We start from the raw sequence: 18,732 nt of genomic DNA, 5'->3' as shown, positions 1-18,732 counted from the left end.
ATCTATTGCTGGACTTCGTGCAAGGCAACAGTGACCTTCATCCGCTCCTCGCCCGCGCCCTGCGTCACACCGCGCACCGGCGCCGCCTCGCGCGCATCGAGCCCCGATCCGAGACGGATATAGCGCTCGTCCGGACAGCAGCGATTGGCCGGGTCGAACCCGATCCAGCCGACCGGCTTGACCCAGATCTCCGCCCAGGCATGCGCGGCTTCATGCGGGCTGCCGTCCTCGGAGGCGAAGAGATAACCCGAGACGTAGCGCGCGGGCAGATCCACCGAACGCGCCGCCGCGATCAGCGCATGGGCGTGATCCTGACAGACCCCCTCCCCCTGTGCGAGCGCCTCCGCCGCGGTGGTGTGCGCATGGGTCGCACCCGGCCTGTAGGCGATCGCCTCGGCCACCGCGCGGCTCAGACGATGCGCGCGGTCGAGTTCGTCGGACGCCCCCGCCACGGCCTCCGCCCCCAGATCGGCCAGCGCGTCGTCGATCCATGTCGCGACCGTCTCGCGCAAATAGGCCATTGGGTGAACGCTCTCGCGATGACCGCGCAGCACGCCCGAGGTGTCGAAGGTCTCGACCTGGCCGCTCACGGTGATCGCGACCTCCTCGACGGGGGGGCGGATCGACCATCCCTCCACGCGGTCGCCCGCCCCGTCGCGGAAGGCACCGCCGCGCACGCCGCCCTCGACCGAGACCTGCCAGTCGATCACGCGCTGCCCTTCGAACCGCGACGGAAAGAGGCGCAGCGACTGCACCGCCGTTCCCATCGGCTCGCCATAGCCATAGGTGGTCACATGGTTCACGGTCAGGATCATCGCGCCTCTCCGGACAGGTAACTGCGTTGGACCAGCGCCGCGACCTGACCGATCTCGCCGATGAACCGGGTCAGGAACTCGTGCAGCCCCTCGTCCACGATCTCGGCCACTTCGGTCTGCTCGAGCTCCTTCACCAGCGCCCGCGCATGCAACAGCGCGAGGTCTGCCCCCGGAGCATCGCCATAGAACCGCGCGAGATTGTCGAGGTGGTGCATCGCCTTGCGTGTCGCCGACATCAGCGAGCGCGGGCTGGCGGGGTTTAGGATCAGGAAATCGATGATCTTCGAGGCCGTCACCTCGCCGCCATAGGCCCAGTGAAACGCCCGCAGCGCCTTGAGCGCGCGCAGCAGCACCTGCCACTGGTAATTGTCGAGGCCCGATCCGACGAGTTCCACCGAAGGCAGCAGGACGAAATATTTCACGTCCACGAGCCGCGCCGAATTGTCCGCCCGCTCGAGCGCATAGCCGAGGTTCATGAAGAAGAACCCGTCATTGCGCAGCATCGTCGCATCCATCGCGCCGCGCAGCAGGGCCGACTGGCGCGCCACCCATTCGCACAGCTCGGTCAGCTCCCATTCCGAGCGCGGCTGACGCTCGATCTGGAGGATCTCCTGATAAGCGGTGTTGAGCGCGTCCCAGACCTGCCCGGAGATCGCCGTGCGAACGATCCGGGCGTTTTCCCGCGCCCGCTCGATGCAGGAGACCACCGAGGACGGGTTGTCGCGATCGAAGAACAGGTAGCTCTCGATGTTGCGCTGCACCGGGTCACCGTATTTCTCGGCGAACCCTTCCGCCGTGCCCGAGGCCTGCAACAGGCTTTCCCATTCCGACCGGTAGCCATGCCCCGCAGAGGGGATCAGCGAGATCCGCGCCCCGACCTCGAGCAACCGCCCCATCGTTTCGGCGCGCTCCATGTAGCGCGCGATCCAGTAGAGATTTTCCGCCGTCCGGCTCAGCATGTCCTACTCACTCCGCCAGAACCCAGGTATCCTTCACGCCGCCACCCTGCGACGAGTTCACCACGAGCGACCCTTCGGTGAGCGCGACCCGCGTCAGCCCGCCCGGCACCAGCTCGATCTTCTCGCCCACGAGGCAATAGGGCCGCAGATCGACATGGCGCGGCGCGACGCCCTCCTCGACGAAGGTCGGCGTCGTCGAGAGCGCGAGCGTCGGCTGGGCGATGTAATTGTGGGGGTTGTCCTCGATCTTGATGCGGAAGGTCTCGATCTGCTCCCGGGTGGCTTTCGGACCGACGAGCATCCCGTAGCCGCCCGACCCGTGCACCTCCTTGACGACCAGCTCCGGCAGATGATCCAGTACATATTTCAGATCATCGGGCTTCGCGCATTGCCAGGTGGGCACGTTTTCCAGAAGCGGCTCCTCGCCCAGATAGAACCGCACCATCTCGGGCACGAAGGTATAGATCGCCTTGTCATCGGCCACGCCCGCCCCCGGCGCCGAGCAGATCGTCACCCCGCCCGAGCGGTAGACATCCATCAGCCCCGGCACGCCCAGCATCGAATCCGGGCGGAAGCAGAGCGGATCGAGGAAGGCGTCGTCGATCCGGCGATAGATCACGTCCAGTTTCTTCGGCCCCTCGGTGGTGCGCATCCAGCAGAACCCGCCCTCGACGAAGAGATCCGCCCCCTCGACCAGTTCGACCCCCATCAGGTCGGCAAGGAAGGAATGTTCGTAATAGGCCGAGTTGAAATGACCCGGGGTGAGGATCGCGATCGACGGCTCGCTCTCGCATTTCGCGGGCGCGACCGATGCCAGCGTGCGGCGCAGCGCCTCCGGATAGCCGTCGACCGGCTCGATCCGGTTCTCGCGGAAAAGCTTCGGGAACATCCGCATCATGATCTCGCGGTTCTCCAGCATGTAGGAGACCCCGGAAGGCGTGCGGCAATTATCCTCGAGCACGAAGAACTGATCGGGGCCGGTGCGCACGAGGTCGACGCCCACGATATGCGAATAGATCCCGCGCGGCGGCACGAACCCCGCAACCGCGCGTTCATAGGCCGCGTTCTGATAGACGAGCCGCGCCGGGATCCGCCCGGCCCGCACGATCTCGCCGCGCCCGTAGACATCGTTGAGAAAGGCGTTGAGGGCACGCGCACGCTGCTTGATGCCGCGCTCGAGCCGGCGCCATTCCTTTTGCGTGAAGACCCGCGGGAACATGTCGAAGGGGATGAGCCGGTCCGGATCGCCGCCCTCTCCATAGACCGCGAAGGTGATGCCGATCCGCCGGAACAGCGCCTCCGCCTCGGCCTGTTTCATCGCCCGCAGCTGCGCGGGCATCTCGCGCATCCAGCCATCGAGCCCGGCATATGGCGGGCGAACCTCGCGGCCCTCGAACATCTCGTTGAAATATTCGGTCATGTCGCTTGTCGTCACCCCCTGCTCTTTCTCAATTCGTAGGACGTGGGCTTTCCGAGGGGAAGGCAGAGACCCACGATAGGCGCACCAGCGCCGGTGGCGAAACAAAATTTCGCCCGCTCTGCCCAAAAATCAGGCAATCGGCGCGTCGGGCATCGCCCTTGTCAGTGGTGCCCTGCTGCCCCTATCTGGGGAGCAAGCATTCTGACCCGAGAGGATACCATGACGCTGACCCATCGCCGCCCCGTCTTCGATGCCAATGCAAGCGGAGGCGCCTTCGGCGCGTTGCCCGAATGGGATCTGACCGATCTCTATGCCGCGCCCGATGCGCCCGAACTTGCCGCCGACATGGCATGGCTCGAAGAACACTGCGCCGCCTTCGCCGCCGATTACGAGGGCAAGCTCGCCGATCTCGACGCCGCCGGCATGGCCGAATGCATCGCGCGCTACGAGAAGATCGACGAGAAGGCCGGGCGCGTGATGTCCTATGTCGGGCTGCGCTATTATCAGAACACCGTGGATGCGGGCCGCGTGAAGCAGCTCTCCGACGCGCAGGACAGGATCACCACCTTCACCACGCCGCTGGTTTTCTTCAGCCTCGAGTTCAACCGCATCCCGGATGACAAATACGAGGCCGTCTTCGCCGATCCGAAGGTGGCGCGCTACAAGCCCGTCTTCGACCGGATGCGCGCGATGAAGCCCTATCAACTTTCCGACGAGCTGGAGAAATTCCTCCACGATCAGTCGGTCGTGGGCGCCGCAGCCTGGAACCGGCTCTTCGACGAGACCACCGCGGCGCTCGAATTCGAGGTGCAGGGAGAAAAACTGAGCCTTGAGGCGACGACCACCCTGCTCTCGGATCATGACCGCACCAAACGCGAGGCCGCCGCGCGCGAACTTGCCCGCGTCTTCGGCGAGAACATCCGCACCTTCTCGCGCATCCACAACACGCTGGCGAAGGAAAAGGAAATCGAGGATCGCTGGCGCAAGATGCCGACCCCGCAGACCGGGCGGCACCTGTCGAACGATGTCGAACCCGAGGTGGTGCAGGCCCTGCGCGACGCCGTGGTCGCCGCCTATCCGCGCCTGTCGCACCGCTATTACGCGCTGAAAGCGAAATGGCTCGGCCTAGACAAGCTGCAGGTCTGGGACCGCAACGCGCCGCTGCCGACCGAAGCACCGCGCGACATCATGTGGAACGAGGCGAAAGAGACGGTGCTGGACGCCTATTCCGGCTTCGATCCGCGCATGGCCGAGATCGCGCAGCCCTTCTTCGAGAAAGGCTGGATCGACGCGGGCGTGAAACCGGGCAAGGCGCCGGGCGCCTTCGCGCATCCGACCGTCACCACGGTGCACCCCTATGTGATGCTCAACTACCTGGGCAAACCGCGCGACGTGATGACGCTCGCCCACGAACTCGGTCACGGCGTCCACCAGGTGCTGGCCGCGAAACAGGGCGAGATGCTCGCCTCGACCCCGCTCACCCTGGCGGAGACGGCGAGCGTGTTCGGCGAGATGCTGACCTTCCGCAAGCTGCTCGCCGCGGCGAAGACCAAGGAAGAGCGCAAGACGCTTCTGGCCGGCAAGGTGGAGGACATGATCAACACGGTCGTCCGCCAGATCGCGTTTTACGATTTCGAGTGCAAGCTGCATGCGGCCCGCGCGCAAGGCGAGCTCACCCCCGAGGATATCAACGCGCTGTGGATGTCGGTGCAGGGCGAGAGCCTCGGCCCGGCCTTCGAGTTCATGGACGGGTATGAAAGCTTCTGGTCCTATATCCCGCATTTCGTCCACTCGCCCTTCTACGTCTACGCCTATGCCTTCGGCGACGGGCTGGTGAACGCGCTCTATGCCGCCTACGAGGCCGAGCCCGAGGGGTTCCAGGACAAGTATTTCGCGATGCTGGAGGCGGGCGGCTCGATGCACCACAAGAAACTGCTCGCGCCGTTCGGCCTCGACGCATCCGACCCGGCCTTCTGGGACAAGGGCCTGTCGATGATCGAAGGCTTCATCGACGAGCTCGAGGCGATGGAAGACTGATCTCTGACTCCGCCGAAACTGCAAACGCCGCGCGATCCTCTCGCGCGGCGTTTTGCTGTGGCTTGGCCGGAGCGCCTCAGCCCTGGAGCTGTTCGACCTCGAAGCGGGTCAGGCGCGGGATTGCGAGCGGGCCGAAATCGCGCAGCCGGTCGACATGCGGGAAGAGCGCGAGGAACAGTTCGGCCAGCCGCGGGTCGATCATGCGCTCGATCCCCTCGCCCGGGTGATAGCTCTCGATCTCGAACCCGCCGACCTTCAGCGTGCCGTGATGTTCGAGCGCGACGTGATAGGCGGTGATCGCCGAGATCGGCTTGACCTCCACCACGCTCACCCCATCGACGAAGCCCGCGATCGGCGCATAGGCCTGATCGAGCCCGAGACGGTTGCGCAGACGCGCGTCGCGCAGACAGAACCGGGCATGCGGGCCCAGCACGACGTCGTTTTGCGGCCGCCCATGCCCGAAAGCTTCGGCGGTGACGCGGATCATCCGGCCCGTATCCTCCCCCGCGCTCGGGAACACCGTCATCGAACCGATCCAGGTGACAAGCTCCACCCGTTCGTCGGCGGTGATCACGCGCTGGCCAGGCACCAGATCCTCGATCGCGACGGGACCGTCTTCGGTCGCGACGATCGCGCCGCGGGCAATGGCGCTGAACGCCTCCTCGAAGAGCGGGACGGCCGGGGCGATCCGGGTCTCTTCCGCGATATCGCCATTGGGTTCGAGCCACATCGTGGAATAGCGACGGGTCATCCCCGAAGCGCGCAACGGGCGTTTCGGCGCGTAGGGTGTCGCCCGCAGGGCGCGGGTCGTCGGGATATCAGAAACCAGGCCGGCCGAGCGAGGCCCGGCCGCCATGCGGCGTGTCATATTCATGCGATCAACCTTTCGGTCTCGTCACGTCTGCACTGGCCCCCACCTGTGGCAGAGAGACATGTCCGATCTGTACTGTTGGTAGCGAGTTAAAATTTACAAAGGGTTACCGCGAGCGGGACGGGAGACGAGCACAGCGGCAGGCGTTTCACGCCTCTGGCTTCATCCGTCTCCGACGCCCGTGGGTCTTCCTGATGAATGATTTCGCGCGGGTCCGAACGGGCGGTCCCTGTGCGGTCCGGGCAGCCGTGGCAGCGTCTGCCCGGGGCGCTCAGCGAGCCGCGACGAGGCGCGGCGCCTCGACCCGGATCAGACCGCGGCGCATTTCCGGAGAGCGGCGGTTCGTGCGCGCCCAGGGCATTTCCACATCACAACGCTTGGCCTCGGCCATGGCGGTTTTCATCCAGCGACGCATTGGTTTTTTGGCAGACATTTTCTTTCACCTCGTCTTGGGATCTCCCCGATCCGCTTGAGATCTTTATCGCCGGCCAATTGGGCCAGCGTGAGGCGTGCGCGAAATTTTTTCCGCCGCGACGGGGGCCCGAATATGGCAAACCTGTAACGGTTCGCCCGCCAGAGAAATCAGGTCCGGGAACGGATGTCGCGTGCCGCAGCGCCATAAATCGGGCGGCAATCTGACCGCCACCCGCTCAATCGCGCCGCAATCAGAGACGAATCGCGGAGAGCAGGCGGCCGTAATCGGCCTCGCCGGCATGGGTGGTTCGGCGATAGGAATAGAAGTTCTCCGGCTCGCCATAGGTACAGCGCCGCACCCATTCCGCCTCGCCGATCCCGGCCTCGCGCAGCCGGTGCAGCGAGAAGCTCGGCAGATCGAAATGCGGCTTGCCGTTCGGCCCGCCCGAGAAGAACCGACCGTAGGAGGGATCCTCGACGATGAACCGCTCGAGGAATTCCTCGCCCACCTCGTAAGCGTGGATCGAGATGCAGGGGCCGATCACGGCGACCGTGTCTTCCCGGTGCGCGCCAAGCGCCTCCATCGCCTCGAGGGTGTTTTCGAGGACGCCGTCGAGCGCGCCGCGCCAGCCCGCATGGGCCGCGCCGATCACGCCCGCCTTGGTGTCGGCGAAAAGCACCGGCTGGCAATCCGCGGTCAGGACCGAGATCGCGAGCCCCGGCGTCGCGGTGACGATCGCATCGGCCTGGACCGGCCTGTCCGGCACGCCGTCCACTGTCGCGACATCGGGCGAGTGAACCTGTTTGACGCCGAGCAGCGCCTCGGGGGCCACGCCCATCGCGTCGGCAGCCCGCGTCCGGTTGGTCCGCACGGCCTCGGCCTGATCGGACGAACCCGGCCCGCAATTGAGACCCGAGAAGATGCCCGAAGACGCTCCGCCGCGCCGGGTGAAGAACCCGTGCCGCACGTCCTTGAGGGCGGGAGAGGTCAGGATTTCGAGCGTGGTCGCCATGGCGTCCTCCTTGCTCAGGCTCGGGCGGGGTCGAAACCTGGCGGCAACGCCGCGCGCGGCGGCACGATCGCCAGAGTCTGGAACAACTGACCCATTTCTTCCGGGTGGGTCAAGCGGCGATGCGCGGCGATATGGCTCTCGAGCGCGGCCCCCGACAACCGTTTCGCCAGCGCCTGCGCCCGCGCGGTGATCCCGAGACGCTCCAGCAAAACGCCCTGCGCGGTCATGGCGGAAACCTGTGCGCCCGCCGCCTCCGCCGCGCTTGCGAGCGGTTCGAAATCGACATGCGCGGTCAGGTCGGCCTCGCCGGGCGTCGCGAAGGGATCGACGGACCGATGGGCGCGCAGGGCCTGGAACGTATCGCCCAGCGAATGCCAGTTCCCGTAATCGATGAGCAGCGCCGCCCCGCCCTGCACGGCGATCCGGGCGGCCACGCCCTCAACGAAGGCCGCGGCCGGGGTACAGGTTTCGACCACGTCGCCGGGAACGGTGTCGGCGATCCTCGGCTCCAACGCCTCGAGCCGGGACGCAGGCGCAAGACCGGGACAGAGCGAGCCATCGGGCGCCAGCCCCACCTGCCGCTCGGACCAGCCGTTTTCGACCCGCTGAAACTGCCGGATCGGCAGCGCGTCGAGAAATTCATTCGCCACGAGGAAGAGCGGCAGGTCGGGCAAGGTGTCGAGGCTGTCATGCCACCTCACCTGATGCCCCTTCAAGGTCCCCCGCTGGCTCTCGCGCAGCGTTGGCGAGGCCTCGATCAGGTGGAGCTGCGCCGCATCGACCATCCCCGGCACCGCCGCCATCGCGCGCAGCATATCGGCCATCAAGGTGCCCCGCCCGGGCCCGGCTTCGGCCAGCGCGAAAGGGGCGGGCTGTCCCTGATCGAGCCAGACCTGCGCCAGACACAGGCCCAGCATTTCACCGAACATCTGGGAAATTTCGGGGGCGGTGGTGAAATCCCCCTGCCCGCCGAACGGATCACGCGTGGCATAATATCCGTGCTCGGGATCGAGCAGGCATTGCGCCATGTAGCGATCGAGCCGCATCGGCCCCTCCGCCGCGATCTGCGCGGCGATCTTGCGGCCGAGCGGCGTCATTGCGCCCTTGCCGCGCGCAGCGCCCGGATCACGAAGAACAGACCCACCGCGATCATCGGCAGCGACAGCACCTGCCCCATCGTGAGCCCCCAGCCCTCGGTGAAGCGGATCACATGGCCGAACGGATTGCCCGGCGTGACGAATTGCGGATCGCCCTGCCGGAACAGCTCGACGAAGGCACGCGCCGCGCCGTAGCCGGTGAGGAAGATGCCGAGGCTGAGACCGGGGCGCTTGAGCGATCGGGCGAACCAGACCATCCCCCAGAGGATCGCCCCCAGAAGCAGCCCCTCGAGCCCGGCCTCGTAGAGCTGCGAGGGATGACGCGCACAGGCGCCGTCCACCTGCCCCGCGATGCCCAGACAGGTCTGCGCCGCCTCGCCGGGAAAGATCACCCCCCAGGGCGCATCGGTGGGGCGGCCCCAGAGCTCGGGCTTGATGAAATTCGCGATCCGGCCGAGGAACAGCCCGATCGGGGCCACCAGCGCCATCGCGTCGGCGAGCTGCAGCTTCGGCACCTCATGTCTGCGCGCGAACCACCAGCCCGCGATCAGCGTGCCGAGGAAGCCGCCATGGAAGGACATCCCGCCCTCCCAGACCTTCAAGATGTCGAGAGGATGCGAAAGGTACCAGTCAGCCTCGTAGAACAGCACGAATCCGAGGCGTCCGCCGAGCACCACGCCGAGGATGACCGCCGTCAGCAGATCCTCGACCTTGCCGGCCTCCATCGGCGCGCGGTCGCCGGGCCACAGTCCGGGGCGCTTCATCAGCGCGACGATGATCCGCCAGCCCGCGACGAGACCCGCGATATAGGCGAGCGCATACCAGCGGATCGGCAGACCGAGGCCCGGGATCATGATCGCGACCGGGTCGAATTGGGGATAGGGAATGGCAAGGGGAAGCAAGGCGGTCTCCTGTCATTGGCCGCGGCGAGAAAGCCCCGCAAGGAACGGGAAGTCAACCTTGCCACCGCGTCGCGCAGGTTCCATATAGGGTGGGATTTCCGCATTTTGACCGCGAGGGGATGGACATGCAGCCGCCCAACAAATTCTTCGACGAGATGTCCAAGCTGATGACCAACGCGATGGGCGTTGCTCAGGGCGCCAAGGACGAGGCCGAGACCGCGATGAAGTCCTGGATGGACCGCTGGCTGGCCGACCGCGACCTCGTGACGCGCGAGGAGTTCGACGCGGTGCGCGCAATGGCGCAGAAGGCCCGCGAGGAGAACGAAGCCCTCAAGGCGCGCATCGAGGCGCTCGAGGCCGCCTCCAAGGGCAAGACCGACGCCTGAACATGAGAACGGGGCAGCGCGGGCGCTGCCCCGTTTTTTCTAATGTCTCTGACCGGCCGCCGCGCGCCGCTCAGCCATCGGCCTTGTCATAGGCGTCGATGATCTTCGCGACCAGCGGGTGGCGCACGACATCCTTCGCCGTGAAGTAGTTGAACGAGATTCCGTCCACGCCGCCCAGGATCGTCTCCGCATCGGCGAGCCCCGAGGGCATCCCGCGCGGCAGGTCGATCTGGCTGCGGTCGCCGGTGATCACCATGCGCGAGCCCTGCCCCAGACGAGTAAGGAACATCTTCATCTGCATGGTCGAGGCGTTCTGCGCCTCGTCGAGCACCACGAAGGCATTCGACAGCGTGCGACCGCGCATGAAGGCCAGCGGCGCGATCTCGATGCGCTTTTCCTCCATCAGCTTGGCGAGCTGCTTGGCGGGCAGGAAGTCGTTCAGCGCGTCATAGAGCGGCTGCATGTAGGGATCGACCTTCTCCTTCATGTCGCCGGGCAGGAAGCCCAGACGCTCGCCTGCCTCGACGGCAGGGCGGCTCAGGATGATCTTGTCGACATGGCCGCCGATCAGCATCGTCACGCCGACGGCGACGGCGAGATAGGTCTTGCCGGTGCCCGCCGGGCCGATCCCGAAGGCCAGCTCGTTCTCGAAGAGGTGCTTCACATAGGCCTTCTGCGCCTCGGTGCGCGGCTCGACATGCTTCTTGCGGGTGCGGATCTCGTATTTGCCCGCCTCGAACATCTCGAGCTGCTCGTCCATCGTGGTGCCCGCGCCGCCCAGATCGGCCATGCGCAGCGCCGCGTCCACCTCTTCGGCGTCGATCGGCTTGCCCTGTTCCAGGCGCTGGTAAAGCTGATGCAGCACCGCAGCCGCCTGAAGCTGCGACTCGACGCCGCCGACCACGGCGAGCTGGTTGCCGCGTCGCAGGATATGAACCTGAAGCTTGTGCTCTATCTGGGCCAGGTTGCGGTCGAATTCGCCGCACAGGTCGATCAGCAGCCGGTTGTCGGGGAACTCGAGGAGCGTCTCGTGAGAGTCCTGAGAGCGGGGCGGGGATGTGATCGCGCTAAAGCCCAAGAAGAGTGTCTCCCTAGCTGATATGGTAAAGATATGGTGCCTGCCTATGGGGATTCTCGCAAGCACTGGTTTTTCTCACCCGCTCCGCCGGGGCAAGATTTCACAAAATCGAAACGAAACAGCGCCCGCGCAACCCGCCTCGCGGCGGCTGCACGAATTTTGGGCACCCCGTGTTCGGCCTGGGGGGAACGCCTTTCGCGACGCGCGAGATATGGGGGCAAGCCGCCGGAGGATCAAGGCCTCTGCCCCCCGCGACAGACCCGCCGCGCGCGCCCTGGCGCCGCGCGCATTCCGGCCCGCAAGACGGGAGAGGCCGGGTTGTTTGTCATCCCCTTGGAAACGCACGGGAATGATTTGTCACATTGTTTGCGGAACTGAGGGCAAGTGCGGAGTTTTCTTCACTAACTCAACGAATCACGACAGAAGATGAGGTTCTAGCCGGCGGGTGGGTGTGTTGATTCTGCTTCCGTCGTCCATGTTTTCTGCTGCCCGATCAGGAGGCTTCAACCCGATGAAGACCAGCGCCATCGCCATCATCCTCGCCGGCGTGTTCACTGCCGGCGCAGCCGCTGCGGATGACCGCTCGGCCTGCACCAACGTCCCGCAAGCGCATTCGCATGTCACCTCCCGCGCCCATGCCCATTGCGGCACGCCGGTGCGCAAACAGCCGATCCGCATCAACTGCTACCGCGGCCCGTGGCGCGAAACGATCTGGGATCATCCCCAGGGCAGCTTCGTCGATGATCTCGTCACCTTCGGCTACGACTATGCCAATGCCGAAGCGATCGCGACGCGCATCTGCAAGGACGAGAACCTCGTCGGCGACGCCGAAGCTCAGAAGACCGCGCTTCTGCGCGCGATCGCCCAGACGCCGCCCGGCCACTGATTTGAGATGACGACTGGCGGGTTCAGCCGATGAGCTCGCCCGCCAGCGAATTCGGCGCCGAGGCGGTGACCCGCACGCGCGCCAGCACGCCCGGGGCGAGGCCCTCGCCCTTCACATGGACGGCCTGGAGATAGTCGGACTTGCCGACCCACTGGCCTTCCATCCGCCCGGGCTTCTCGAACAGCACCCCGACCTCGCGCCCGACCATCGCGCTCTGGGCCGCGCGTTGCTGTTCGGTCAGAAGCGCCTGCAATTCCTGCAACCGCGCATCCGCGATCTCGGCGGGAACCGCGCCCTTCGCATTGGCTGCCGGCGTGCCCGGTCGGGGCGAATACTTGAAGGAATAGGCCATCCCGTAATTGATCTCGCGGATCAGCGTCATCGTGTCGGCGAAATCCTGATCGCTCTCGCCGGGGAAGCCGACGATGAAGTCGCCCGACATCATCATGTCCGGGCGCGCCGCGCGGATGCGCTCGATCAGGCGGATATATTCCTCGGCCGTGTGCTTGCGGTTCATCGCCTTGAGGATGCGGTCCGAGCCCGACTGCACCGGCAGATGCAGGTAGGGCATCAGCTTGGGCTCCTCGCCATGCGCCGCGATCAGGTCGTCTTCCATGTCATTGGGATGCGAGGTCGTGTAGCGGATCCGCTCCAGCCCGTCGACCTTGGCCAGAGCGCGGACCAACCGCGCGAGGCTCCAGTCGCCGCCTTCCCCTGCCCCGTGATAGGCGTTGACGTTCTGACCGAGCAGGGTGATTTCCTTCACGCCCTTCTCGACCAGTCCCCGCGCCTCGCGCAGGATCTTCTCGGCCGGGCGCGACACTTCCGCGCCGCGGGTATAGGGAACGACGCAGAAGGCGCAGAACTTGTCGCAGCCCTCCTGCACGGTCAGGAACGCGGTCGGGCGCGCCTGCCGGGGCCGGGCGGGCAGATGGTCGAACTTGTCCTCGGCGGGAAACTCGGTCTCGACCGGGCGCGCGCCATTGCCCGCGCGGGCGACCAGATCGGGCAGCTTGTGATAGCTCTGCGAGCCCACGACCAGATCCACCAGATCCGAGCGGCGCAGGATCTCGTCGCCCTCGGCCTGCGCCACGCAGCCCGCGACGCCGATCTTCAGATCGGGCTTGGCCTCCTTGAAGGGACGCAGCCGGCCCAGATCGGAATAGACCTTCTCGGCGGCCTTCTCGCGGATATGGCAGGTGTTGAGAAGCACCATGTCGGCCGCCGCCACATCATCGGTCAACTCATAGCCCTGCGCGCTCATCGCCTCGGCCATGCGCTCGCTGTCATAGACGTTCATCTGACAGCCATAGGTCTTGATGTGCAGCTTCTTGGGGGCCTCGGTCATGGCATCCTCGCGCGCTTTTCCTGAGCGGGCCTGATACAGCCAAAAGCCCCTTTCCCGCAAGGCCGCCCTTAAGCGCTTGATTTCGCGCGGGGCTTCCCCGATCCTGCGCTCCAAGACCCGCGAAAGGGCCGCAACAGGCATGAAACACGCATCCCTCGCCGATTTTCTCAGGAGCGACCGCGCCGCGCTGGCAAAGGGCCCGGTGAGCGTGATCCTCGCCGAGGACGGGGTCGAACTCGAAGGGACCATCCGCCATCACCTGGGGCTTGGCTTTCCGGTCCTGCTGGTGCTCGGCCGCGCGGCGATGGAGCTGCCCGAGGGGCTGTTTTCCGAAAGCCGCGCGCAGATCCATCGCATCGATTTCGACCTGCATCAGCGCGACGCCGCACCGCGTGCTCTCAACCCGATCATCGCCGCGATGCCTGCGGGCGTGTGGGGCTATTACTGCTTCAATGCCGAGTATCTCTTCTACCCGTTCTGCGAGACGCGCTCGATCCGCGAGCTTCTGACCTTCCACGCCGAGGAACGGCGCTCGGGGATGCTCAGCTATGTGATCGACCTCTATGCCGGCAATCTCGACACCCATCCCAACGGCGTCGATCCCGAAGGACCGCTCTTCGATCGCGCGGGCTATTACGCGCTCGCCCGCCCCGATCCCGCCAAGCACAACCATCCCCGGGAACGGCAGCTCGATTTCTTCGGCGGGCTGCGCTGGCGCTTCGAGGAGCATATCCCCGAAACTCGGCGCAAGATCGACCGGATCGCCCTTTTCCGCGCCAAGCCGGGGCTGGAACTGCGGGCGAACCACACGTTCAACGACGAGGAATACAACACCTATGCCTGCCAGTGGCACCACAATCTGACCGCGGCGATCGCCTCCTTCCGCGTCGCCAAGGCATTGAAGTTCAATCCCGGTTCCACCTTCGACATCCACAGCTTCGCCTGGGTCAATTCCGCCCGGTTCGAATGGTCGAGCCAGCAGCTGATGGATCTGGGCCTGATGGAGCCCGGACAGTGGTTCTGACCTCCTGACCCCCTGCGCCGCCGCGCCGGCCAGTCGGGAAACCGGGGCGCGAAAACCCGTCTTTACAATTCCGACTTTTTCACTCAGGATATATGCATCCGCCAGTCGATTCCCGACCAGCCAGCGACTTGAGCAGGAGACCGGAGATGAAGAGACCCGCTGTCCCCGGCCCCCGTTGGAGGGCCGAACCGACCACCCAGGAGGCCGACCCGCCCCTGAGCCTGCGCGACATCGTCGAGGCGCTCTGCGCCCCGATGGCGCCGGGCGCCACCGCCTTCGAGATCGCGCTAGACCGGATCGAGGGGGCCCGCCGATGAGCATCAAGGAAAGTTTCGCCGCCTCGCTTCCCGTGCATGACGCGCGGGTGCTGACCGGAGAGGCCGGCCTCGCGCATATCCTACTCGACGGGCAGGTCTACACGCTGCGCATCACCCGTGCGGGCAAGCTGATCCTGACGAAATGACACGGCGCCTTGCCCGATCGGGGCTTGATCGCCAAGACCGCGCGGGACGCACCCGGGCGGTCTTTTCTTTTGGTCATGTCCGCAAAGCGTGTTGGTCTGCTCGCCGGATTGATCGAACCTACGTTAATGATGTGACGAGGTCATCTGGCCGCTCCGAGCCCTTTACGGGCCCCGAAACTAAAGGGATTTCGAGAGCAAGAGCGCGTCACTGCCTTCGGACTGGAAGCCGCAGCTTTCGTAGAATGATCGGGCCGTCACGGTGCTTACCAAACGGCAGCGCCGGATCTCGCGCGCACGCAAGACGTCCTCCAAGCCAGAGAGGATAGCTTTGCTGACGCCGTTAAAACGTGCGTCCGGATGGACATAGTTCAAAAGGATATTGCCGCTCAAGGTGGTCATGCCAACCCCGATGATCTTCCCGTCCCGCTCGGCCACCAGCACGACGGCGTCAGCCCGCGCGATCCAATGGTGCCAGGTCTCGACTGTCTTGTTGCCAAGCCAGTCTTCGATTTCGGACGGATCTTTCAGATGATCTGCAACGCAGAGTTCGATAATTGAGCGGCGCAGGGTGCTGACGGCCTCATCAGCATCGGCATCCGTCGCTTGCCTTATCTCAATCATGTTACCTCACTCTAGCTGTCGATTGCCGGCGCCGCGTTCGCCCGCAACCGCGTTCCGGTCTATTCAGGGGATCGATGTTGCCCTGAAAACAGGAGCGCCTTGGGATAGGGAAGCGCAAGATTTGGCATGTCAGCTGCCGAAAAGTATCGAAGCTCCTGGGGCTCTGTGTCAATGCAGGGAGAATCCGTCGGTGCCACCGCGCATTTGAAGACGATCACCGTATATTCCACCAAATGCCCGTTGGGATATCGGTAACGAAATGCTTCTCCTCCCAATACTGATACGAGGTCAGCATTGAGGACTTCCGCGCCAGTTTCTTCGAGCACTTCGCGCCGAAGGGCATCGTTCGGGGTTTCACCAGGCTCAATGCCTCCAGGCGGGAGTCTCCAACCTTCCGGGCCAGCTTTTCTTTGAAGAAGCAGCCGTCCGTGCCGATCGTGAATGAGCGCTGCCACACTCGGAATCAAGAGAAGATCGTTGCCAATCTTTGATCTCAACGTGGAGATGTAAGAACTTACAGTCATTGGTGAAAACTAACTCTCGTGAGTGCGTTTTGAAAGGCAAAGTGGATTTTGGTGAGACATAGGCCATCGTCAGCATCTTTTTATGAACCTCGTATCACGTCTGCAGGCCTTGCGCCCGCCAACCTCAGCTCCAGCCAACGGATATACCCGTTGAGATTCTTTGAAGCCGGTCCGCAGAAGGGCTTGATGAACTTCTTGTAGCGGGCATGGAGCGAGTTCACGTTCTGGATGTGATAGCAGCCTGCGGCGACACGCGTTCCCGGTTTGCTGCCCAGCACAACGTGCTCGATACCGCCTGCCGACGCGATCTTGGAATAGCCAGCGGCCCCATCTGAGCAGAGCACTGCATCTCGAGGCACCAAGGGCGTCATCGCATCTTGCAGCGTCGCGCCTGCGTGGTTCGCCAGGCGCTGGAAGAGCTTCGCGCCGCCCCTGTCGGCAACTGTGAGGATGGGAAGCTGCCACCTCGAGAGCCCCCTCATCATCTTTAACCCCTGGGAGGTGAAATCCTCCCATCTGGGGCGCGGCGGCGCGGGGACATTCAGCGGATCGGCAGCGTGCCGCACCCATTCACGAGATCCCTTCCGGGACTCGCGTTGATAAGTCTCATCCGCCTCGATGATCCCGGAGAAGGCTGGCGTCACACGGTTTTCGATGATCGAGAAGACCAGCATTCGCCAGCGCCAGACCGTGTATTTGTTGAGCCCAAGCTTCTTTGCGAGCTTACGCACCGACAAAGGCGTGGAGCCAATCAGCATATCTCGCAGGACGACCATGAACAGGTCAGGACGATGGATGTGTCCGACAGCGCTCCCCGTTCGGCCCGAATAAGTTTTCTGGCAGCCGCCGCAACGATAGCGCTGGATCTTGGTTCGCGTTCGTCCCCACTTCTGACGACGTTCCTCGCCGCAGAACGGGCACTTGGCTTCGCGGCTTGTTCGTGCTTCGATCTCCGAGATCGCTTCGGTTTTTCTCCGGAGATCGCGAATTCTCGTCTGAGCATCTTCGATCTGTGCTGGGTTCAGCTCATTGAGGGCATCGAGAAAGTGGCGAAAATCTTGGTGTCGCAATGGCATTCTCCGCTTGAAAGGCGGATACATATTGGCCGAAACCTCAATAGACGAAGCGAGCCAACACGCTTTGCGGACACCACCTTTCTTTTTGGACGTGCCGCAAGGTGTCTCGCTCCACCGATCGGGGAGAGTGGAGATTGCGAGCACCGGAAGAACCGCCCTATAGATGTTCCGATGCAGCACCAGGCGGGACAGGCGAAAATGTATCTTCCTCCACATTTCGAAGAAGCGGACATGAACGCGATTGCGGCGACGATCGAAGCCGCGCCGCTGGCATGCCTCGTCGCACAGACCGATAGCGGCCTGATCGCCAATCACCTCCCGCTGCTCAGAGCGGCAAACGGCGATCTTCTGGGTCACGTCGCTCTGGCCAATGATATGCATCGCCTTGTGGCAGAGGGTCAGGAGGTGCTCGCCGTCTTCCGTCGCGATGATGCCTATGTCTCTCCCAACTTCTACCCGACCAAGCAGGACCATCATCGGCACGTGCCGACATGGAACTACGAGGTCGTGCACGTCTATGGCGATATCAGTTTCCAGCATGACGAGCGTTCGAAGCGCGCGGCCGTCGGGTTGCTGACACGCGACCATGAACGCCGCTTGAACGGGAAGGACGCATGGCGGATGGCGGATGCCCCCGCCGACTATATGGAGCAGATGCTCGCCGGAATCGTCGCGTTCCGGATCGCAGCGACCCGGACATTCGCAAAATCGAAGCTCAGTCAGAAGCGCGAGGCTGGCGATTACCGCGGTGCCATCGAGGGGCTCAAGGCCTCGGGTCATGCGGAGATGGCCGAACGCATGGAGGCGCGGCGTCCCGCGATTTAGTGAGGCGGCGAAGGTTTCGAAGCGGCCCTGCCCGGTTCGCGCGCCTCCCTCCCCCTTTTCCGGAGAACAAGGAGAACCACTGCGCGCCGGACGCGCCGCCAGCGCGTCACTCGCATCAGTCCTGATACTGGGAAAGTGGAGCGGGTGATGGGAATCGAACCCACGTCTTCAGCTTGGAAGGCTGCGGCTCTACCATTGAGCTACACCCGCGTCGGGCTTGTGCATACCCTCCCGCGCGCCGGCGTTCAAGCGGGATCGGCCAGCGGCGTGCAAAGTTCGGGTCCCGAAGCGCGGTTCGAATTCACCTCCATCCCCACGCGCCAGGCCTGCAACACGCCTTCGGGGCGCGGCTGCATCAGACGCGCCGCGCCGTGCCCCTCCTCGCCCAGCCATTTCGCCCAGTCGTTCTTCTCGATCACCAACGGCTCGCGGTGATGGATCGGGGCGAGCGTCGGCCCCGCCGAAACGGTCACGATCGCACAGGTCGTGAGCAACTCCCCGCCCCGTTCCCAGTCCTGCCAGAGCGCGCCGAAGACGATCGGCTCGCCATCGCGGCGCGAGACGAACCAGGGCAGTTTCGCCTCGCCCTCGCGATGCCATTCGTAGAACCCGTTCGCCGCGATCAGGCAGCGCCGGTCCCGGATCGCGGCGCGGAAAGCCGGTTTCTCGGCGACCGTCTCGGCACGGGCATTGATCAGCAGCGGGCCGTCGGTCGGGCTCTTGTACCAATGCGGCACGAAGCCCCATCGCATCGCGCGCAACTGCCGATGCCCCCCGAGCGAGACGCAGACCGCAAGCGGCTGGGTCGGACAGATATTGTAGCGCGGCCCCTCGGGCAGATCGTTGCCCGGCACGGCCTTGAAGAGCCGCGCCATCGCATCGACGGGAAGGATATTTGCCATGCGTCCGCACATGGGTTCAAGGTAGAGGGCCCGGCGGCAGGCTCAAGCCCCGCCGCTTGACCGGGCCGCGC

20 protein-coding genes and 1 tRNA gene are annotated in these 18,732 nt (G+C 64.7%); 7 read left to right on the top strand and 14 right to left on the bottom strand.

Annotated features, from left to right (window positions below):
* Nucleotides 1–2: 2 nt before the first annotated feature.
* Genes DW2_RS01025 through DW2_RS01015 form a run of 3 tightly spaced genes read right to left on the bottom strand, consistent with a single transcriptional unit; the run spans nt 3 to nt 3,194 of the window.
* Nucleotides 3–815: a transglutaminase family protein gene (locus DW2_RS01025; RefSeq protein ID WP_038142637.1), complete on the bottom strand. Its 813-nt coding sequence runs from the start codon at nt 813–815 to the stop codon at nt 3–5.
* Nucleotides 812–1,774, bottom strand: a complete 963-nt coding sequence (locus DW2_RS01020) for an alpha-E domain-containing protein (protein WP_038142635.1) — start codon at nt 1,772–1,774, stop codon at nt 812–814. Before DW2_RS01020 ends, DW2_RS01025 begins: the two co-directional genes overlap by 4 nt.
* A gap of 7 nt (nt 1,775–1,781) precedes the next feature.
* Nucleotides 1,782–3,194 carry a circularly permuted type 2 ATP-grasp protein gene (locus tag DW2_RS01015; RefSeq protein ID WP_038142633.1) on the bottom strand — a complete coding sequence of 471 codons (1,413 nt, stop codon included), beginning with the start codon at nt 3,192–3,194 and terminating at the stop codon, nt 1,782–1,784.
* Between the two features lie 219 nt (nt 3,195–3,413).
* On the opposite strand from DW2_RS01015, the gene DW2_RS01010 reads away from it, so the two are divergent.
* A complete protein-coding gene (locus DW2_RS01010; protein ID WP_038142631.1) occupies nt 3,414–5,231 on the top strand; it encodes a M3 family oligoendopeptidase in 1,818 nt (605 codons plus the stop codon).
* Between the two features lie 76 nt (nt 5,232–5,307).
* On the opposite strand, the gene DW2_RS01005 is transcribed toward DW2_RS01010, so the two are convergent.
* From DW2_RS01005 to lgt, 4 genes are all read right to left on the bottom strand, one after another.
* Complete coding sequence (locus DW2_RS01005) at nt 5,308–6,105, bottom strand: Hint domain-containing protein (protein ID WP_038142629.1); 798 nt, start codon at nt 6,103–6,105, stop codon at nt 5,308–5,310.
* Between the two features lie 662 nt (nt 6,106–6,767).
* On the bottom strand, nt 6,768–7,529 hold the full coding sequence (gene pgeF, locus DW2_RS01000; RefSeq protein WP_038142626.1) for a peptidoglycan editing factor PgeF: 762 nt from the start codon (nt 7,527–7,529) through the stop codon (nt 6,768–6,770).
* 14 nt (nt 7,530–7,543) lie between these two features.
* Nucleotides 7,544–8,626, bottom strand: a complete 1,083-nt coding sequence (locus DW2_RS00995; protein WP_038142623.1) for a class I SAM-dependent methyltransferase — start codon at nt 8,624–8,626, stop codon at nt 7,544–7,546.
* Nucleotides 8,623–9,528: a prolipoprotein diacylglyceryl transferase gene (gene lgt, locus DW2_RS00990; RefSeq protein ID WP_038142621.1), complete on the bottom strand. Its 906-nt coding sequence runs from the start codon at nt 9,526–9,528 to the stop codon at nt 8,623–8,625. Before lgt ends, DW2_RS00995 begins: the two co-directional genes overlap by 4 nt.
* A gap of 125 nt (nt 9,529–9,653) precedes the next feature.
* On the opposite strand from lgt, the gene DW2_RS00985 reads away from it, so the two are divergent.
* Nucleotides 9,654–9,914 carry an accessory factor UbiK family protein gene (locus tag DW2_RS00985; protein ID WP_038143374.1) on the top strand — a complete coding sequence of 87 codons (261 nt, stop codon included), beginning with the start codon at nt 9,654–9,656 and terminating at the stop codon, nt 9,912–9,914.
* 70 nt (nt 9,915–9,984) lie between these two features.
* Here the strand turns inward: DW2_RS00985 and DW2_RS00980 are convergent, their stop codons facing one another.
* Nucleotides 9,985–10,992: a PhoH family protein gene (locus DW2_RS00980; RefSeq protein WP_051855114.1), complete on the bottom strand. Its 1,008-nt coding sequence runs from the start codon at nt 10,990–10,992 to the stop codon at nt 9,985–9,987.
* Between the two features lie 511 nt (nt 10,993–11,503).
* On the opposite strand from DW2_RS00980, the gene DW2_RS00975 reads away from it, so the two are divergent.
* Nucleotides 11,504–11,878, top strand: coding sequence for a hypothetical protein (locus DW2_RS00975; RefSeq protein WP_038142619.1), 375 nt, complete (start codon nt 11,504–11,506; stop codon nt 11,876–11,878).
* Nucleotides 11,879–11,900: 22 nt separating this feature from the next.
* On the opposite strand, the gene miaB is transcribed toward DW2_RS00975, so the two are convergent.
* Nucleotides 11,901–13,226, bottom strand: coding sequence for a tRNA (N6-isopentenyl adenosine(37)-C2)-methylthiotransferase MiaB (miaB, locus tag DW2_RS00970; RefSeq protein WP_038142616.1), 1,326 nt, complete (start codon nt 13,224–13,226; stop codon nt 11,901–11,903).
* Nucleotides 13,227–13,365: 139 nt separating this feature from the next.
* Between miaB and DW2_RS00965 the strand changes: the two genes are divergently transcribed.
* The 3 genes from DW2_RS00965 to hemP all read left to right on the top strand — a co-directional run bounded on the left by DW2_RS00965 (nt 13,366) and on the right by hemP (nt 14,713).
* Nucleotides 13,366–14,250, top strand: coding sequence for a hypothetical protein (locus DW2_RS00965; protein ID WP_038142613.1), 885 nt, complete (start codon nt 13,366–13,368; stop codon nt 14,248–14,250).
* A 146-nt stretch (nt 14,251–14,396) separates the two neighbouring features.
* Entirely contained in the window at nt 14,397–14,567 is a 171-nt protein-coding gene (locus tag DW2_RS19625; protein WP_156102840.1) for a hypothetical protein, read from the top strand.
* Nucleotides 14,564–14,713 (top strand): hemin uptake protein HemP, encoded by a 150-nt coding sequence (hemP, locus tag DW2_RS19270; protein ID WP_081874794.1) that lies wholly within the window; start codon nt 14,564–14,566, stop codon nt 14,711–14,713. The genes DW2_RS19625 and hemP overlap by 4 nt, the downstream gene beginning before the upstream one ends.
* A 177-nt stretch (nt 14,714–14,890) precedes the next feature.
* Here hemP and DW2_RS00960 read toward each other — a convergent pair whose 3' ends face one another.
* The 3 genes from DW2_RS00960 to DW2_RS19620 form a co-directional block, all read right to left on the bottom strand.
* A complete protein-coding gene (locus DW2_RS00960; protein ID WP_051855112.1) occupies nt 14,891–15,334 on the bottom strand; it encodes a GNAT family N-acetyltransferase in 444 nt (147 codons plus the stop codon).
* A gap of 59 nt (nt 15,335–15,393) precedes the next feature.
* The gene (locus tag DW2_RS19265; protein WP_081874793.1) at nt 15,394–15,858 is read right to left on the bottom strand and encodes an NUDIX domain-containing protein; all 465 of its coding nucleotides are present in this window, start codon (nt 15,856–15,858) and stop codon (nt 15,394–15,396) included.
* A gap of 80 nt (nt 15,859–15,938) precedes the next feature.
* Complete coding sequence (locus DW2_RS19620; protein WP_162178876.1) at nt 15,939–16,928, bottom strand: IS1595 family transposase; 990 nt, start codon at nt 16,926–16,928, stop codon at nt 15,939–15,941.
* A gap of 177 nt (nt 16,929–17,105) precedes the next feature.
* Between DW2_RS19620 and DW2_RS00945 the strand changes: the two genes are divergently transcribed.
* Nucleotides 17,106–17,759, top strand: a complete 654-nt coding sequence (locus DW2_RS00945) for an FMN-binding negative transcriptional regulator (protein WP_337588229.1) — start codon at nt 17,106–17,108, stop codon at nt 17,757–17,759.
* A gap of 136 nt (nt 17,760–17,895) precedes the next feature.
* On the opposite strand, the gene DW2_RS00940 is transcribed toward DW2_RS00945, so the two are convergent.
* A tRNA-Gly gene (locus DW2_RS00940) sits at nt 17,896–17,969 on the bottom strand.
* A gap of 35 nt (nt 17,970–18,004) precedes the next feature.
* Nucleotides 18,005–18,673, bottom strand: a complete 669-nt coding sequence (locus DW2_RS00935; RefSeq protein ID WP_038142608.1) for an SOS response-associated peptidase — start codon at nt 18,671–18,673, stop codon at nt 18,005–18,007.
* Nucleotides 18,674–18,732 lie beyond the last annotated feature (59 nt).

The organism is Thioclava atlantica, from assembly GCF_000737065.1.
Classification (GTDB): Bacteria; Pseudomonadota; Alphaproteobacteria; order Rhodobacterales; family Rhodobacteraceae; genus Thioclava; species Thioclava atlantica.
Note: the sequence above shows the minus strand (reverse complement) of the source record. Positions and strands in the feature narration are given on the sequence as shown.

Bases quoted from the DNA above. Each gene is read 5' to 3' on its own strand.
- DW2_RS01025 (WP_038142637.1), bottom strand. From the start codon at position 815: ATGATCCTGACCGTGAACCATGTGACCACCTATGGCTATGGCGAGCCG.
- DW2_RS01020 (WP_038142635.1), bottom strand. From the start codon at position 1,774: ATGCTGAGCCGGACGGCGGAAAATCTCTACTGGATCGCGCGCTACATG.
- DW2_RS01015 (WP_038142633.1), bottom strand. From the start codon at position 3,194: ATGACCGAATATTTCAACGAGATGTTCGAGGGCCGCGAGGTTCGCCCG.
- DW2_RS01010 (WP_038142631.1), top strand. From the start codon at position 3,414: ATGACGCTGACCCATCGCCGCCCCGTCTTCGATGCCAATGCAAGCGGA.
- DW2_RS01005 (WP_038142629.1), bottom strand. From the start codon at position 6,105: ATGAATATGACACGCCGCATGGCGGCCGGGCCTCGCTCGGCCGGCCTG.
- pgeF (WP_038142626.1), bottom strand. From the start codon at position 7,529: ATGGCGACCACGCTCGAAATCCTGACCTCTCCCGCCCTCAAGGACGTG.
- DW2_RS00995 (WP_038142623.1), bottom strand. From the start codon at position 8,626: ATGACGCCGCTCGGCCGCAAGATCGCCGCGCAGATCGCGGCGGAGGGG.
- DW2_RS00985 (WP_038143374.1), top strand. From the start codon at position 9,654: ATGCAGCCGCCCAACAAATTCTTCGACGAGATGTCCAAGCTGATGACC.
- DW2_RS00975 (WP_038142619.1), top strand. From the start codon at position 11,504: ATGAAGACCAGCGCCATCGCCATCATCCTCGCCGGCGTGTTCACTGCC.
- miaB (WP_038142616.1), bottom strand. From the start codon at position 13,226: ATGACCGAGGCCCCCAAGAAGCTGCACATCAAGACCTATGGCTGTCAG.
- DW2_RS00965 (WP_038142613.1), top strand. From the start codon at position 13,366: ATGAAACACGCATCCCTCGCCGATTTTCTCAGGAGCGACCGCGCCGCG.
- DW2_RS19625 (WP_156102840.1), top strand. From the start codon at position 14,397: ATGAAGAGACCCGCTGTCCCCGGCCCCCGTTGGAGGGCCGAACCGACC.
- hemP (WP_081874794.1), top strand. From the start codon at position 14,564: ATGAGCATCAAGGAAAGTTTCGCCGCCTCGCTTCCCGTGCATGACGCG.
- DW2_RS00960 (WP_051855112.1), bottom strand. From the start codon at position 15,334: ATGATTGAGATAAGGCAAGCGACGGATGCCGATGCTGATGAGGCCGTC.
- DW2_RS19265 (WP_081874793.1), bottom strand. From the start codon at position 15,858: ATGACTGTAAGTTCTTACATCTCCACGTTGAGATCAAAGATTGGCAAC.
- DW2_RS00945 (WP_337588229.1), top strand. From the start codon at position 17,106: ATGCAGCACCAGGCGGGACAGGCGAAAATGTATCTTCCTCCACATTTC.
- DW2_RS00935 (WP_038142608.1), bottom strand. From the start codon at position 18,673: ATGTGCGGACGCATGGCAAATATCCTTCCCGTCGATGCGATGGCGCGG.